This window comes from Kitasatospora sp. NPDC034035, from assembly GCF_055575755.1.
Genome location: NZ_JBVISA010000010.1, coordinates 188390 through 203581 on the forward strand (window position 1 = coordinate 188390; position 15192 = coordinate 203581).

General features: G+C 73.3%; 20 protein-coding genes. 14 read left to right on the forward strand and 6 right to left on the reverse strand.

Annotated features, from left to right (window positions below):
* Positions 1-72: 72 nt before the first annotated feature.
* Positions 73-1782 (forward strand): cytochrome bc1 complex cytochrome b subunit, encoded by a 1710-nt coding sequence (gene qcrB / locus ACZ52J_RS16825; RefSeq protein ID WP_465619514.1) that lies wholly within the window; start codon positions 73-75, stop codon positions 1780-1782.
* Here the strand turns inward: qcrB and ctaF are convergent.
* The 3 genes from ctaF to ACZ52J_RS16840 all read right to left on the reverse strand — a co-directional run bounded on the left by ctaF (position 1748) and on the right by ACZ52J_RS16840 (position 4675).
* Positions 1748-2143, reverse strand: coding sequence for an aa3-type cytochrome oxidase subunit IV (ctaF, locus tag ACZ52J_RS16830; protein ID WP_465619516.1), 396 nt, complete (start codon positions 2141-2143; stop codon positions 1748-1750). The two genes, qcrB and ctaF, sit on opposite strands and share 35 nt — an antisense overlap.
* Positions 2140-3843, reverse strand: coding sequence for an aa3-type cytochrome oxidase subunit I (gene ctaD, locus ACZ52J_RS16835; RefSeq protein ID WP_465619518.1), 1704 nt, complete (start codon positions 3841-3843; stop codon positions 2140-2142). The genes ctaF and ctaD overlap by 4 nt, the downstream gene beginning before the upstream one ends.
* 190 nt (positions 3844-4033) lie before the next feature.
* A complete protein-coding gene (locus ACZ52J_RS16840; RefSeq protein ID WP_465619520.1) occupies positions 4034-4675 on the reverse strand; it encodes an L-threonylcarbamoyladenylate synthase in 642 nt (213 codons plus the stop codon).
* 206 nt (positions 4676-4881) lie between these two features.
* On the opposite strand from ACZ52J_RS16840, the gene ACZ52J_RS16845 reads away from it, so the two are divergent.
* A complete protein-coding gene (locus ACZ52J_RS16845) occupies positions 4882-5223 on the forward strand; it encodes a hypothetical protein (RefSeq protein WP_360491063.1) in 342 nt (113 codons plus the stop codon).
* Positions 5224-5324: 101 nt separating this feature from the next.
* Entirely contained in the window at positions 5325-5618 is a 294-nt protein-coding gene (locus ACZ52J_RS16850) for a helix-turn-helix transcriptional regulator (RefSeq protein WP_465619523.1), read from the forward strand.
* Positions 5619-5736: 118 nt separating this feature from the next.
* Here ACZ52J_RS16850 and ACZ52J_RS16855 read toward each other — a convergent pair whose 3' ends face one another.
* Positions 5737-5892: a DUF6131 family protein gene (locus ACZ52J_RS16855; protein ID WP_360491069.1), complete on the reverse strand. Its 156-nt coding sequence runs from the start codon at positions 5890-5892 to the stop codon at positions 5737-5739.
* Positions 5893-6031: 139 nt separating this feature from the next.
* Complete coding sequence (locus ACZ52J_RS16860) at positions 6032-7570, reverse strand: threonine/serine exporter family protein (protein WP_465619526.1); 1539 nt, start codon at positions 7568-7570, stop codon at positions 6032-6034.
* Positions 7571-7838: 268 nt separating this feature from the next.
* On the opposite strand from ACZ52J_RS16860, the gene ACZ52J_RS16865 reads away from it, so the two are divergent.
* The 3 genes from ACZ52J_RS16865 to ACZ52J_RS16875 all read left to right on the forward strand — a co-directional run bounded on the left by ACZ52J_RS16865 (position 7839) and on the right by ACZ52J_RS16875 (position 10790).
* Positions 7839-8249, forward strand: coding sequence for a nuclear transport factor 2 family protein (locus ACZ52J_RS16865; protein ID WP_465619528.1), 411 nt, complete (start codon positions 7839-7841; stop codon positions 8247-8249).
* 122 nt (positions 8250-8371) lie between these two features.
* Positions 8372-9325: a TIGR03557 family F420-dependent LLM class oxidoreductase gene (locus ACZ52J_RS16870; protein ID WP_465619530.1), complete on the forward strand. Its 954-nt coding sequence runs from the start codon at positions 8372-8374 to the stop codon at positions 9323-9325.
* Between the two features lie 448 nt (positions 9326-9773).
* The gene (locus ACZ52J_RS16875) at positions 9774-10790 is read left to right on the forward strand and encodes an SDR family oxidoreductase (RefSeq protein WP_465619532.1); all 1017 of its coding nucleotides are present in this window, start codon (positions 9774-9776) and stop codon (positions 10788-10790) included.
* 150 nt (positions 10791-10940) lie between these two features.
* Here ACZ52J_RS16875 and ACZ52J_RS16880 read toward each other — a convergent pair whose 3' ends face one another.
* Positions 10941-11612 carry a TetR/AcrR family transcriptional regulator gene (locus ACZ52J_RS16880; protein WP_465619534.1) on the reverse strand — a complete coding sequence of 224 codons (672 nt, stop codon included), beginning with the start codon at positions 11610-11612 and terminating at the stop codon, positions 10941-10943.
* A gap of 160 nt (positions 11613-11772) precedes the next feature.
* On the opposite strand from ACZ52J_RS16880, the gene ACZ52J_RS16885 reads away from it, so the two are divergent.
* From ACZ52J_RS16885 to ACZ52J_RS16920, 8 genes are all read left to right on the forward strand, one after another.
* Positions 11773-12411 (forward strand): SRPBCC family protein, encoded by a 639-nt coding sequence (locus tag ACZ52J_RS16885; RefSeq protein ID WP_465619536.1) that lies wholly within the window; start codon positions 11773-11775, stop codon positions 12409-12411.
* Positions 12412-12498: 87 nt separating this feature from the next.
* On the forward strand, positions 12499-12672 hold the full coding sequence (locus ACZ52J_RS16890) for a CsbD family protein (protein WP_360491090.1): 174 nt from the start codon (positions 12499-12501) through the stop codon (positions 12670-12672).
* Between the two features lie 91 nt (positions 12673-12763).
* The gene (locus tag ACZ52J_RS16895; RefSeq protein WP_360491093.1) at positions 12764-12958 is read left to right on the forward strand and encodes a hypothetical protein; all 195 of its coding nucleotides are present in this window, start codon (positions 12764-12766) and stop codon (positions 12956-12958) included.
* A gap of 221 nt (positions 12959-13179) precedes the next feature.
* Complete coding sequence (locus ACZ52J_RS16900; RefSeq protein ID WP_465619539.1) at positions 13180-13662, forward strand: hypothetical protein; 483 nt, start codon at positions 13180-13182, stop codon at positions 13660-13662.
* Complete coding sequence (locus ACZ52J_RS16905; RefSeq protein WP_360491099.1) at positions 13659-13916, forward strand: monovalent cation/H+ antiporter complex subunit F; 258 nt, start codon at positions 13659-13661, stop codon at positions 13914-13916. Before ACZ52J_RS16900 ends, ACZ52J_RS16905 begins: the two co-directional genes overlap by 4 nt.
* On the forward strand, positions 13916-14215 hold the full coding sequence (locus tag ACZ52J_RS16910) for a monovalent cation/H(+) antiporter subunit G (protein WP_465619541.1): 300 nt from the start codon (positions 13916-13918) through the stop codon (positions 14213-14215). Before ACZ52J_RS16905 ends, ACZ52J_RS16910 begins: the two co-directional genes overlap by 1 nt.
* Positions 14212-14481, forward strand: coding sequence for a Na(+)/H(+) antiporter subunit B (locus ACZ52J_RS16915; RefSeq protein ID WP_465619543.1), 270 nt, complete (start codon positions 14212-14214; stop codon positions 14479-14481). Before ACZ52J_RS16910 ends, ACZ52J_RS16915 begins: the two co-directional genes overlap by 4 nt.
* Positions 14478-15146 (forward strand): MnhB domain-containing protein, encoded by a 669-nt coding sequence (locus ACZ52J_RS16920; RefSeq protein WP_465619545.1) that lies wholly within the window; start codon positions 14478-14480, stop codon positions 15144-15146. The genes ACZ52J_RS16915 and ACZ52J_RS16920 overlap by 4 nt, the downstream gene beginning before the upstream one ends.
* Positions 15147-15192: the final 46 nt, after the last annotated feature.

Here is a 15192-nt window from a genome sequence, read left to right on the forward strand (position 1 = left end):
CTGCCGCCGGGCGCCACGGGACCCGCAGCTCTCGGCCGCCCCGCGCGGAGCACCTCCCACTAGGTTGCCTGCGTGGAGGCAACCAAGGCTTCGAACGGGCGCGAGCCGTCCGCCGGTGAACGTGTCGCGACCCGGCTGGACGGGCGGCTGCCGGTCATGGAGGCGGGCCGGGAACTGCTGCGCAAGGTGTTCCCGGACCACTGGTCGTTCCTGCTGGGCGAACTCGCGCTGTACAGCTTCGTCGTCCTGCTGCTGACCGGCGTCTACCTGACCTTCTTCTTCGACCCGAGCATGAGCGAGGTCGTCTACGACGGCGCCTACCTGCCGCTGCGCGGCGTCCCCGTGTCCGAGGCGTACGCGTCGACGCTGCGCATCAGCTTCGAGGTGCGCGGTGGTCTGGTGATCCGTCAGATCCACCACTGGTCGGCACTGTTGTTCGCCTCGGCGATCGGCGTGCACCTGCTGCGGGTGTTCTTCACCGGGGCCTTCCGCCGTCCGCGCGAGCTCAACTGGGTCATCGGGGTGACGCTGTTCAACCTCGCGCTGCTCGAGGGGTTCTCCGGCTACTCGCTGCCGGACGACACCCTCTCGGGCACCGGGCTGAGGATCGCCGAGGGCGTGCTGCTCTCGGTGCCGCTGGTCGGCACCTACCTCACCTTCTTCGCCTTCGGCGGCGAGTTCCCCGGCCACGACATCATCCCCCGGCTGTTCACCCTGCACATCCTCCTCGTGCCCGGCCTGTTGCTGGCCCTGATCGGGGCCCATCTGACGCTCGTGGTGGTGCTCAAGCACACCCAGTGGGCCGCCCCCGGCCGCACCAACCGGAATGTCGTCGGGATGCCCTTCTTCCCCCAGTTCCTCACCCGTACGGTGGGCCTGACCTTCGCGGTGGCCGGCGTCATGGCGATGTCCGCCTTCCTCGCGGAGATCAACCCGATCTGGCGCTACGCCTCCTACCGGCCCGACGTGGCCGCGGCCGGAGCCCAGCCGGACTGGTACATCGGGTTCATCGAGGGCGCCCTGCGGCTGATGCCCGCCGCGGAGACCGACCTGTTCGGGCGCACGGTGTCGTGGAACGTCTTCCTCCCGGCCCTGGTGGTGCCCGGCCTGCTCTTCGCGGTCCTGTACGCCTACCCCTTCGCCGAACGCTGGCTCGACCCCGACCGCGGCGAGCACCACCTGTGCGACCGCCCGCGCAACAAGCCCACCCGCACCGGGCTGGGCGTCGCCGGGATCACCGCCTACGCGGTGCTGCTGATCGCCGGCGGCAACGACGTGATCGCGTACGCCTTCGGCATCTCCGTCAACGCGCTCACGGACGTGCTGCGGGCAGGGCTGATCGTGCTGCCACCCGCGGCGTTCCTGCTCACCCGGCGGCTCTGCCTGGCCCTCCAGGCCCATGACCGCGACCGGCTGCTGAAGGGCGACGAGACCGGCCGGATCGACCAGCGCCACGACGGCGGCTTCACCGGCCACCACCGCCCCGTGCCCGCGGACGAGCGGTTCGTGCTGCTGGCCCGGTCCGCGCCGGACCCGCTCCCCGCCCCGGACGGGGCGCCGCGCCACGAACACGTGCGCGCCGCCGCGAGCTCCTGGTTCTACCGCGACCGGGTCGAACTCCCGGCCACCGAAGGGGAGTCGGAGCGCCTCGCAGGTGTCCTCACCGCCCCCTCGCACCCCGCCGGACCGGCGGACCGGCCGACCGGCCCGCCGGAAACCGGCCCGGTCCGCCGGCTGCTCCGCGGCCTCATCCGTCGCCGTCGTCGTCGTACTGGAAGATGAACCCGAACACGGCGAACGCGAGCACCACGGCACCGGTGACGATCAGCCAGCGGGCGAAGACCAGGCCGAGGACGAAGACCGTCAGGCCGAGCGCCGTCAGCGCCGGGTAGCCGCTGCGGGCCGGGAAGAACCCCACCGGGCCCGTCGCCTCGGCGATCTCGGCGTCCTTGCGGTCCTGCGGCCGTCCGCCGCCCCGCCGCTGGTGCTGGAGGAACCAGAACAGCGCGATCAGACCCGACATCAGGAACGCCACCGCCAGGATCGCCTTGCCGGCGGGCTCCCGCGCCCAGAACCCGTAGATCAGCCCGGTCACCGCGAAGAACACCGTCATGACGGCGAACAGCCAGCCCTCCGCCTTCATCGCCCGCTCCCCCGCTCGCCCGTACGGCCGGACGACCGGCCGGAGGCTCCGCCCGACGACTCCTCCGTCGGCACCTCCGGATGGTGCAGGTCGAAGGCCGGCGACTCGGAGCGGATCCGGGGCAGCGCGTGGAAGTTGTGCTTCGGCGGAGGGCAGGAGGTGGCCCACTCCAGCCCGCGGCCCCAGCCCCACGGGTCGTCCTCGGTGACCCGGGCGCCGTGCCGGGTGGTGGTCCAGACGTTGTAGAAGAACGGCAGGTTGGAGACCCCGAGCAGGAAGGAGCCGATCGAGGCGCACACGTTCAGCGCCGTGAAGTCGTCCACCGCCAGGTAGGTCGCGTAACGGCGCGGCATCCCCTGGGCGCCCAGCCAGTGCATCACCAGGAAGGTGGTCTGGAACCCGACGAACAGGATCCAGAAGTGCACCTTCCCGAGCTTCTCGTCGAGCATCTTCCCGGTCAGCTTCGGCCACCAGAAGTAGAAGCCGCCGAAGGTGGCGAACACCACCGTGCCGAACAGCACGTAGTGGAGATGGGCCACCACGAAGTAGCTGTCGGTGACGTGGAAGTCGATCGGCGGCGCGGCCAGCAGCACCCCGCTCAACCCGCCGAACAGGAAGGTCACCATGAAGCCGATCGACCAGAGCATCGGGGTCTCGAAGGACAGCGAGCCGTTCCACATCGTCCCGACCCAGTTGAAGAACTTCACCCCGGTCGGCACGGCGATGAGGAACGACATCATCGAGAAGAACGGCAGCAGCACCTGGCCCGTCGCGAACATGTGGTGCGCCCACACCGTCATCGACAGGGCGGTGATGGCGATGGTCGCACCGATCATGCCGTAGTAGCCGAACAGCGGTTTGCGGCTGAACACCGGGATGATCTCGCTGACGATGCCGAAGAACGGGATCGCGACGATGTAGACCTCGGGGTGGCCGAAGAACCAGAAGAGGTGCTGCCACAGGATCGCCCCGCCGTTGGCCGCGTCGAAGGCGTGCGCGCCGAACTTCCGGTCCGCCTCCAGACAGAGCAGCGCGGCCGTCAGCACCGGGAAGGCCAGCAGCACCATGATCGAGGTGAACAGCACGTTCCAGGTGAAGACCGGCATCCGGAAGAGCGTCATGCCGGGCGCCCGCAGGCAGGTGATGGTGGTGATGAAGTTGACCGAGCCCAGGATCGTGCCGAGGCCGGCCACGACCAGGCCGAACGCCCACAGGTCTCCCCCCTGCCCCGGCGAGAACAGCGGCCCGTTCAGCGGCGCGTAGGCGAACCAGCCGAAGGCGGGCGCGCCCTGGGAGGTGAGGAAGCCGCTCAGGACCATCAGCCCGCCGAGCAGGAAGGCCCAGTAGGTGAAGGCGTTCAGCCGGGGGAAGGCGACGTCCGGCGCCCCGATCTGCAGCGGCATGATCGCGTTGGCGAACCCGGCGAAGGTCGGGGTGGCGAACAGCAGCAGCATGATCGTGCCGTGCATGGTGAACATCTGGTTGTAGCGCTCGTTCGACAGGATCCCGGTGTCCGGCCCCATCAGTTGAGCGCGCATCAGCAACGCCAGCACGCCGCCGACCAGGAAGAAGCCGAACGCCGTCGCCAGGTAGAGGTTCCCGATGACCTTGTGGTCGGTGGTGAACAGCCAGCGCAGCAGCGTGCTGCCCCGACGGACCCGGGCCTGGGTACGACGCGACGCGGTGGACGTGGCGCTCATGGAACCTCCGCAGCGGAGCCGACGACGCCCCCGGTGGCGTCGCCGACACCCTCCGCGCGAGCCGGAGGGCCCGCCCCGGCGCGCCATCGCCGACCCTAGCGGCGGCCGTCCGACCGGCCGGGGCGCCACGCGGTGCGGCGCCCCGGGTCGAGCGGCGTCCCGGGTCGAGCGGCGTCCCGGTCCGGGCGGCTCAGCGCTCCAGCAGGTCGGGGACGACCTCGCGGAGCCGCTCGGCGCCGATCGCGCCCGCGCGCAGCAGCACCGGCACCTCGCCGGTGACGTCCACGATCGAGGACGGCACGGCGGCCGCCGTCGGGCCCCCGTCGAGGTACACGGCCACCGAGTCGCCCAGCATGCCCTGGGCGGCGTCGCAGTCCTGCGGGGACTCCTGCCCGGTCAGGTTGGCACTGGAGACGGCCAACGGCCCGGTGGCGTTGAGCAGTTCGATGGCCACGGGGTGCGCGGGCATCCGCACCGCGACCGTTCCCCGGGTGTCGCCGAGGTCCAGCTCGACCGACTCCAGGTGACGGGCGACCACGGTCAGCCCGCCCGGCCAGAACGCCGCCACGAGGTCCCGAGCGCGCTGCGACACCTCCACCAGGCCGTCGAGGTCCTCCGGGGAGCCGACCAGCACCGGCGAGGGCATGTTCCGTCCCCGGCCCTTGGCCGCCAGCAGACGCGCGACCGCCTCCGGCGCGAAGGCGTCCGCGCCCACCCCGTACACGGTGTCCGTGGGCAGCACGACGAGTTCGCCGCGGCGCACCGCGGCCACGGCCTCGCGCAGCCCGGCTGCGCGCTCGGACGCGTCCGAGCAGTCAAAACGACGAGTCATCAAAGATCTCCACCAGCGGGCCGCCGGCCCGCACCGTTCATCCGGCCCGGCCACCTCACCGGCCGGGCACGACCCGGTCAGACTACCGGGCGGACCCCCGCTCCCCGCCGGGCCCTCCGCCGCCCGGGTGGACCTCGCCGCCGCCCGTCCGCGCCGGACCGCCGCCACCGGGGGCGGACGGCACCGGGCGGACGTAGGTTGCCGACATGACCAGTGACGAGACGATCCCGGCCGTGGGAGTGCGCCCGCTGGACGAGGTGTTCGCCGCGATCGACACGGCCAACCGGCGGCCCCGGCCCTGGACCGGCTTCGAGCACGGCGTGCTGGGGGCCTACCGGTGGGCCGCCGGGGCCCAGGTCGCGGCGCCGGTCACCGCCACCGCCGCGGTCGGCGCGGCCGAACCGTGCCGGGCACAGCTGCTGGCGGAGTGCCAGGCCGCCGCCGTACGCCTGCGCCGGGCCCTCACCCAGGGGACGGAGCACGCCTACGTCCTCGGCGCCCATCAGGCGCTGGCCTGGCTCTGCGGGCTCCACGAGGACTGCCCCTGACAGTGCGGGACTGAAGAGGCGGAGCCGAATACGCGGGGCCGAAGGTACGGAACCGCCCGGCGGCGGTATCGGAGCACAGCCCGCGACCCTATCCTTGAGCTGTGGAAAACGGCCAAGCCACGCCGCGGCAGTGGACCTTCCTGACGAACCACGCCCGCGTTCTCGTCCAGATCGCCCGCGACCCCGGCATCCGGGTGCGCGACATCGCCGCGAAGTGCCTGCTCACCGAGCGCGCCGTGCAGCGGATCATCGTCGATCTCGAGGAGGCGGGCTACCTCACGCACGAGCGGCGCGGCCGCGCCAACCACTACAGCGTCATCGACAGCAAGCAGCTGCGGCACCCGGCCGACGCCGGTCCGACCATCGCCGAGCTGCTCGCCGTGCTGCTGCGCTGAGGGGTCGTAGCCGGCCCCTTCAGCACGGAGTACTGCCTTCCACGGGTACTGCCTTCAGTGCGGAGTACTGCCTTCAGTGCGGAGGACTGAGCGGGGATCAGATTCAGCGGTCCTCGGTTCAGTAGTAGTGGCGGCGTCCGCCGATGGCGTGGCCGAGCGCGCCGGCGACCCACAGGACCAGACCGATCACGACCAGCACGAGGCCGATGGTCCAGAGGATCGCGATGCCGGTGACGAAGCCGATGATGAGCAGGATCACACCGAGGACGATCACGGGAAGCCTCCCGGGTAGACGAGGGGACGGGTACCGAACGGGCGGCCTCGGAGCCACCCGTTCTCGCCCGGTTCACAGGTCGGCGTCTACCTCTCCGGCGGCCGGGCAAACCGAACCGCCGCCACCGGTTCGATCCCCGTCACCGGCGGTGCCGGCCGCCCTGCCGGCGGGCCGGCGGGGCCGTGCGCGCGACGGGCAGGAACAGCCGGGCCAGCTCGCGGCCCAGGTTCACGCCGATGGCCAGGGCCATCGCCATCGCGGCGGCCCGCCCGATGCCGCTCAGCCCGACCTCGGGCTGGCCCCGGACGAAGGCGAGCATCCCGAAGTACAGCACCGACCCGGGCAGCAGCGGTCCCAGGGCCGCCGTGACGTGCGGTAGCACCGGACTGCCCCGGTAGCGCGCCATCAGCTGGCCGGACAGGCCCACCAGCCCGGCGGCGAGCCCGGTGGCCAGGATCGACTCCGCACCGGCGTTGGCCAGCACCCCGTACGTCGTCCAGCCGGCCGCGCTGTTGAGCAGGACTGCGGGCAGCGAGCCCGGCTCGGTGTTCAACAGCACCGCGAAGGTCAGGGTCAGCAGCACCGCCGCGGCGAGCTGAAGCGGCGGGTTCACCGCCCCGGCCGGAGCGTCCTGGGCGGCCAGGTCCGCACCGTTGTTGACGCCGACGTAGAGCACCGTCATCACCCCGATCACCACGCCGGCCATCAGGTACATCGCTTCCAGCAGGCGCGCGGCGGCGGTCAGGTAGAAACCCGCCAGGCCGTCCTGGGCCGCCGCCACCATGGGCCAGCCCGGCAGCACCGCGAACAGTCCACCGGTGATCACCACCGACCCGCGCAGGTGCAGCCCGTTGAACGACAGCAGGATGCCGATCACGGCCGCCGGCACCGCGGCCACCACGAACTGGTAGAAGGCCGGCAGGTCGTGGCGCGCCACCAGGGCCGAGAGCCGGTTGCCCGCCAGGGCCGCGACGACGGCACTGGCGAACACCAGCCAGGCCCGGGCGTCCGTCCGGCCGCCGACCAGCAGCGTCGCGGCTCCGGCCAGCAGCCCGCAGCACAGCACGAACAGCCAGCCGGGGTAGCGGCGGCCGCGCCGGTGCACGGCCACCAGTCGCTCGTGCGCGTCGCGGACGCCGATGCCGCCGGCCGCGATCTCGGTGACCAGCCGGAAGACGGCCGCCAGCCGCGCGTAGTCCCCGGCGGGGCGGCGTACGGAGCACTCCGCCGTCAGCGACGGCTCGGGCGAGCCCGGCTGGTAGGAGATCGCCACCCGGGTGAAGGTGACCTGCGGATCGCACGGATGGACGCGGTAGGCCCGGGCGACGGCGAGCATGGCCGCCTCGACGTCCTCCGCCGCCTCGCCGCTCGCCAGCAGCAGCTCCCCCACCAGCAGCGCGAGGGCCAGCACCCGCGCCGGCTCGACGGTTCCGGGCTGCCCCACCCCGGAGGACCCCGACGCCAGCCGGCGATCCGCGGCAGGCATACGCAGCAGTGGCAGCATCCGGTCCGGCCAGGGGCCGGCGGAGTCGGCGTCCTCGGGCCCCTCCGGGACCTGCCCGGCCGCGCCCTGCCCGGCCGCGCTCGCGGGCGGTGGCAGCTGGGGCGGCACCCTGCCGGGCCGCACCGGACGCCCTTCCGAACCGGCACGCGTGCCGAGCGGATCGTGTTCCGACATCGCGACTCCCTGGACCACCCCCCACACACTCGTTGCGCCTGATCAACTACCCGGGGTGACATGCCCGCGAACACTCCGGCGCCCGGCACGCGCTCCCCGGCGGAGCGCGACGGACCGTACACGCCCCACCGCGACGGGCGTGCCGGTGGCGCACGGGGCGCGGTGCCTTGTGCCTGGTGCCTGGTGCCTGGTGCCTGGTGCCTGGTGCCTGGTGCGAACGGACGCGCAGGCCAGGCCGGAGTGTGGAATCAGACCTACGATCCTGACCATGGCCGAGAGTGACGAGGAGCAGATCGCCGATCTGATCCGGACTTGGGCCGCCGCGGTCCACGCGGGCGACCTCGACGGGGTCGTCGCCGACCACGCGGCGGACATCGTGATGTTCGACGTGCCGCCGCCGTACGAGGGGGTGCGCGGCCTCGACGCGTACCGGGAGACCTGGCCGCCGTTCTTCGAGTGGCAGGCGCAGGGCGCGGCGTTCGAGATCGAGTCGCTGGACGTGACCGCCGGTGCGGACGTCGCCTTCGCGCACGCCCTGCTGCGCTGCGGCACGCCGCAGGACTTCGCCGACCGTCCGGCGCAGCGGCTGCGGCTGACCGTCGGGCTGCGTAAGGAGGACGGGCGCTGGCTGGTCGCGCACGAGCACCATTCCTTCCCGGACCCGGGCGAGGCGTCGTAGCGGGAGTGGTGCGAGGCGGGAGTGGTGCGACGGCTGAAGCGGAGGCGGAGGTTTCGGGAGGCCCGGTCCGGTTAGCCGCTCCGGCGAAGGGCCACCGGGCCGATCGACGAACCGAGGCTGCCATGACCGCGTTCGGCTACTTCCTGTCCTGTGAGGAGTTCACCCCCGCCCAACTGGTCGAACAGGCCGGGCTGGCGGAGCGGGCCGGTTTCACCCGGCTGGCGATCTCCGACCACTACCACCCGTGGAACGACGCCCAGGGCAACAGCCCGTTCGTCTGGGGCGTGATCGGCGCGCTGTCGCAGGTCACCCGGCTGCCGGTGACCACGCTGGTCACCTGCCCGACCGTCCGGTTGCACCCCGCCGTGACGGCGCAGGCGGCGGCCACGGCGGACGTGCAGCTGGACGGCGGGCTGCGGCTCGGGGTGGGCACCGGGGAGGCGCTCAACGAGCACGTGCTGGGTGACCGCTGGCCGCCGTTCGACCTGCGGGCGGAGATGCTGGAGGAGGCCGTGGCGGTGATGCGCGAGCTGTTCACCGGCGGCGAGGTCTCCCACCACGGCACGTACTACACGGTCGAGAACGCCCGGCTCTACACGCCCCCGAAGGAGGGCCGGCTGCCGGTGTACGCCTCGGCGTTCGGCCCCAAGGCGGCCGAGCTGGCGGCGGGTTTCGCGGACGGGCTGGTCACCATGAGCCCGGACACCGAGCTGATCGGCCGCTACCGAACGGCCGGCGGCACCGGGCCGGTCATCGGCGGGGTGAAGGTCTGCTGGTCGGAGGACTCGGACCGGGCGGTCAAGACCGTCCACCGGCTCTGGCCGAGCGAGCTGCTGCCCGGCGAACTCGCCCAGGTGCTGCCCACGCCGAGCCACTTCGAGCAGGCCACCGAGCTGGTCACCGAGGAGATGGTGGCCCGGTCGGTGACCTGCGGCGACAATCCGCAACAGCATGCGGACCGACTGCGCGCGTACGTCGGCGCCGGGTTCGACGAGGTGTACGTCGGCCAGATCGGCCCGGAGCAGGAGGGGTTCTTCGACTTCTACCGCGAGCAGATCCTGCCGCTGGTGGCCTGAGCGCCGAGCCGGGGAACGTCGTGACACCGAGGGTTGTGGCGTCGAGGGCCGTGGCACCGACGGCCGTGACTTCGAGGAGCGGGCCGTGAAGGCCTACCCGCCCTGGAGCCTGCGCGAAAACGGTCCGGGCAGCGGGAACTTCAGGCGCCGGCGGATTCGGAGTGATCCCGCCGGGTACCCGCACCTGCGCAAGGACCCCGACCGAGGAAGGTTCCCGATGACCATTCCGACACCCCCGGACCCGGACACCCAGCCGATCCCCCACCCGTACCCGGCGCCCGGTCCCGGCCAGCCGCCCGATCCGATACCGCCGCCGGTCCCGCCGTTCCCCGACCCCGATCCGGCGCCGCCTCCGGAACCGCACCCCGGGCAGGCCTGACGGCTCGCGGGTCCCCGGTGACGTTTCGGCGTGACGTTTCGGCGGGGCCCGCCCGGCTAGACGCCCGCCATGACGATCCGCACGCGTTCCCACACCCGCACCGTGGTCATCACCGGCGCCACCGCCGGGGTCGGCCGGGCCTGCGTCCGCGCCTTCGCCGGCCGGGGCGACCGCCTCGTGCTGGTCGCCCGGGGCCTGGCCGGGCTGCGCGCCGCCTCGGCCGAGGCGCAGGCCGCCGGCGCCGAGGTGCGCACCGTGCTGGCCGACGTGTCCGATCCGGAGGCCTGCGAGGCCGTCGCCGACCGCGCCGAGGCCGAGTTCGGGCCGATCGACGTCTGGGTCAACGACGCCTTCGCCTCGGTCTTCGCGCCCTTCACCGAGATCACCCCCGACGAGTTCCGGCGGGTCACCGATGTCACCTATCTGGGGTACGTCAACGCCACCCGGGCCGCGCTGCGCCGGATGCTGCCCCGCGACCACGGCACGGTCGTGCAGGTCGGCTCGGCGATCGCCTACCGGGGCATCCCGCTGCAGACCGCCTACAGCGGCGCCAAGCACGCCATCCAGGGCTGGCACGAGGCACTGCGCTGCGAACTGCTCGCCAGCGGGTCGGGGGTGCGGGTGACCATGGTGCAGCTGCCGGCCGTCAACACCCCGCAGTTCGACTGGGTGCTCAACCGCCTGCGCGGGCGGGCCCGGCCCGTCGCGCCCGTCTACCAGCCGGAGGTGGTGGCGCGCGCCGTCCGGTTCGCGGCCGACCACCCCGGGCGCCGGGAGTACTGGGTGGGCGGCAGCACCGTGGCGACCCTGATCGCCAACGCCGTGGCGCCCGGCCTGCTCGACCGCTACCTGGCCCGCACGGGCATCGACGCCCAGCAGGAGGACCGGCCCCGGCGGGTGGACGAGCAGTCCAACCTGTGGGCGCCCCTGGACTCCACCGAGGACCACGGCGCGCACGGCCGGTTCGACGACGAGGCCCACGAGCGCAGCGCCCAGCTGTGGGCGTCCCGACACCACGGGCTGCTCGCCGTCGGCGGGGCGGCGCTGCTCGGCGCCGTGGCGGGCGCGGCCGCCCGGAGGCGGTGACTCGCGGGCGCCGGCCGGCCTCGGCTGGCCTCGGCGGGCGGTCGGAACCGGGGAGCGGACGGTCGGACCCAGGGAGCGGACGGTCGGACCCAGGAGCGCGGTCAGGCCCAGTCAGGCCCGGTCAGACCGGTTAGGCCAGCCAGGACCGGATCAGAACCAGGGAGCCAGCAGGCCGTCCAGCTCGGCCTCGAAGAGCAGGTCCGGGTGGAATCCCATGCCGGTGAAGTGACCGGCGAGCTCCAGGGACAGGACGCCGTGCAGGCGGGTCCAGACGACCAGGAAGCGGTGGAGGACCCCGGACGGGGCGGGGTGGTCGCCGGCCCAGTCCCGGTGGGCCTCCAGGTGGGCGCCGAACGATGCCCCGGGGGTCTCGGAGGCCCCGGCGACCTCGGGAGTCAGTGCGGCGCAGGCGTCGACCAGCATGCGCATGATCTCGTCGGCGATGGCGGTGGTGTCCGCAGGCGCGTGGTACCCGGGGACGGGGGTGCCGTAGATCAGGAAGTACCGCTGGGGGTCCGCCAGGGCCCAGCCGCGCAGGGCGCGCGCGAGCGCGGCGAGGTCGGCGCCGCCCACCGCGACCGCGCCCAGGGTGTCGGCGAGGCTCCGGTACGCGTCCCGGACGAGTTCGGTGATCAGCTCGTCGCGGCCGGCGAAGTAGCGGTAGAGCGCGGGGCCGCTCAGGCCCATCTGCTTGGCGATCGCGTTGAGTGAGAGCGCGGAGGCGCCCGCCGTGGCGATCTGCTCCCAGGCGTGCTTCTTGACCTCTTCGCGCAGCTGGGCCCGGTAGCGCTCGCGCGGGGTGTCCGCGCCTGTCCTCGCCATGTCCTGCCCGCTCCCCGAGTCGTAGACCTACATGCTCACGCTTTTGTTAGAGGTTATCACGAAAGGTCTTGACTCCCTCCTTGTCGTCGGGTTACAACTTCTTACGAAGGCGTGAACCTCTAGCGCCACACTCGACGGCCCATCAGCGAAGGGGAGTTCCATGTCCGGCATCCGCAGCACCGGCGTCCGCGCCGCCCTCCTCACCGTTCCGCTCGTCCTCGGCCTGCTCGGCACCTCCGCCGCGCCGGCCGAGGCCGCCGCTTCCCGCCACGACACGTCCCTCACCTGCCGCGGGGCCGGTGTCGACCCCGACGCCCGGGTCCGGTACCGGACCGAGGCCGTGATCCACGCGCCGCTGCGCACCGTCTGGAAGCTGCAGACCGACGTGGCGGGCTGGCCGTCCTGGCAGACCGCCGTGCAGAGCGCGGCGCGCCTCGACCACGGCCCGCTGCACCGGGGTTCGGTGTTCCGGTGGACCACCCCGCTGCCCCCGAACCCCGCGACCACCGCCACCGGCCTGGACATCACCTCGACCGTCCGGCAGCTGCGGCCCGGCTCCTGCATCCGCTGGACCGGCCCGGCCGTCGCCGACGGGCTGCACATCGACGGCGTCCACGTGTGGAACTTCACCGAGGTCGACGGCGGCGTGCTGGTGCGCACCGAGGAGACCCACACCGGCCCCCAGGTCGACGCGAACGTGCCCGCCGCGACCGAGATCCTCCGCCAGGGCCTCGAGGGCTGGCTGCACGACCTGAAGACCACCGCCGAGGCCGGCGCGGCGCAGCAGCAGGCGAACTGAACCGGGAGCCGGCGCATGGAACCCCGCCGCCCGGGCAGACGCCGCCCGGGGCCGAACCGAGCCCCGTCGACGAGAGGAGCGCCTTCCATGGGCACCGACGACAAGATGCGCAACATGGCGGAGAAGGCCGGCGGCAAGGTCAAGGAAGCCGCCGGAAAGGCCACCGGCGACCGTTCGACCGAGCTCAAGGGCAAGGCCGAACAGGTGGAGAGCGACCTGAAACAGGCCGGGGAGAAGATCAAGGACGCGGGGAAGCACTGACCCGGAACCCGGGGCCGTCCGGAGACGGCCCCGGGTTCCGCTTGTCGCGCACGCTCCGCGCCCTACGGCGCACCCGGCCGAGGAGGCATGCATGCATCCCATGACCGACCAGGACAAGCCCGTGCCCAGGGACCCTCGGGTTCCCGTGGAGACTCCCGAGTCCCGGATGACCGGCGAAGGCTCCCCGCCGCCCGAGCACGAGGAGGAGAAGGGTCCGCAGGACGGCCCCGAGTTCGACACCACCGAACCGGCCCGCGAACCGGCGCCCGACGAGCCGACCGACTGACCAGCCCTCGCGGACAGTTCGACCGATGATCCGAGCTGTCGGCTGATCGGAGGTTTCGGCCGCGCGCTCCGGCGAACGGGTGGTCCGGCGCGGCGATCCCACGCGCGGCGGCGTTGCGCGCGGGACGCCGTCACCCGCCGGGCGGTACACCTGGGGCCGCTCGCCGCACCCGCGGCGCTGCGCAGACGACCGGGACAGGCGACCGGGACGGGGGTGACGAGATGCGGAGGGCGGCCGAACTCCTGCTCTGGTGGGGACTGTTGCTGCTGCTCAACACCGTGCTGATCAGCTCGGTGTCGCCACTGGAGGTGGCCGTGGGCGGCGGCGTCGCCCTGCTCGGGGCGGTCGGCGCGGTCGCCGTGCGGCTCGCCTCGGGCGCCTCCCCGGGCGGTCCGGCCCGCCTAGCCGCCGCGCTGTGGGCCTTCCCGTGGACGCTGCTGGCCGACACCGGTCGGCTGGCCCTCGCCGTGGTCTCGCCCGGGCGTCGGCAGGCCGGCTTCCGCACCGTCCGGCTCGCGCACGGCACCGGCCCCGCCTGGGCGGCCGCGCTGCTCTCCTCGACCCCCGGCGCGTACGCCGTCGAGGCCGCGGACGGCACCCTCACGGTGCACGCGCTCGGTCGACAAGCCTCTTCCCTGGAGCGCGCGTTGACGGCCGACCCGGACACCTCGACAGCGGACACCCCGACGGCGGGCGCCGAGTGAACGCCTGGCTGCTCGCGGCGGCCTTCCTGGCCGTCGGCGGGATCGGGCCGTGCCTGCTGCTCGGGCTGCGCGGCGAGGCGCAGCGGCGGCTGGCCGGGTTGAACCTCGCCGCGACGGTGGCCTCCGCCGTCCTGCTGCTGCTCGCCCAGGGCTTCAGCCGCAGCTCGTACACCGACCTGGCGCTCGACCTGGCCGTGCTCGCACCCGCCGGGACGCTGGTGTTCACCCGCTTCCTGGCCGGCGAGGAGCACTGATGGACCGTCACGTCCTCGCCCTGGTGCTGCTGTGCGCGGGCACGGCCGCCCTGCTGTTCGCCGCCCTCGCGCTGGCCGTGCTGCCCGGCCCGTACCTGCGCCTGCACGCCCTCTCCCCCGCCGCCGCGCTCGGCGCGCCGCTGGTCGCGCTCGCCCTCGCGGTGGACACCGGGCCGGGGCGTGCGGCGGTCAAACTGCTGGTGATCGGGCTGCTGTCGGCGGTCGGGGGCACCGTCACCACGATGGCCGTCGCCCGTGCCACCGTCCGTGTCGAGGCCGCCCGGGAGGCCGAGCGGTGACCGATGCCCTGATCGTGATCGCCCTGTTGCTGACCGGGCTCACCGCCACGGCGGCCGCGCTGACCCGCGACCCGGTCCGGCAGGCCGCCGTCCTCGCCCTGCTCGGGCTCTGCCTCGCCGTCCTCTTCACCGTGCTCCAGGCCCCCGACGTCGCGCTCTCCCAGCTCGGCGTCGGCAGCGCGATCACCCCGCTGCTCATCCTGCTGACCGTGCGCCGGGTGCGCCGCGAGGAGCACTCCGACGACCACCCGGACCGCTCCGAGTGAACCGGAACACCCGGCTGCGGCTGTTCCTGGTCGCCGCCGCCGTGCTCGCCGCCGGGCTGATCACCGCCGCGGGCCGACTGCCCGGCTTCGGCGGGCTCCGGCACCCGTACGGCGAGCGTGCGGTGGCGGCCGGACTGGAGCGGCGAACGGCCAACATCGTCTCCTCCGTCAACTTCGACCAGCGGGCCTTCGACACCCTCGGCGAGGAGTCGATCCTGTTCGGCTCGGTGCTCGGCGCGGGCATGCTGCTACGCCTGGCCCGGGACGAGCACAAGCGCCGCGCCGCCGCCGAGCCGGTGCTGCCCACCACGCGGCTGTTCGGCGCCACGCTGCTGCCGGTCACCGTGCTGACCGGCGGATACCTCGTCGCGCACGGCGCGTTGAGCCCGAGCGGCGGCTTCCAGGGCGGCGTGGCGCTCGCCACCGCCCTGCACCTGGCGTACGTCGCCGCCGACTACCGGGTGCTCAAGCGGATCCGCCCGCTCGCCGCACTGGACGTCGCGGACGCGCTGGCCGCCGGGGCGTTCGCCGCGCTCGGGCTGGTCGGTCTCGCGGCCGGGGCCGGCTACCTCGCCAACACGCTGCCGCTCGGCACCTTCAACCAGCTCTCCTCACCGACCTCGTCGTCGGCGCCACCGTCACCGCGCTGCTCCTCGCCCTGGTGATCCAACTGCGCAAGCGCCACCTTCGACGAGCCCTCCGGCGAGCACG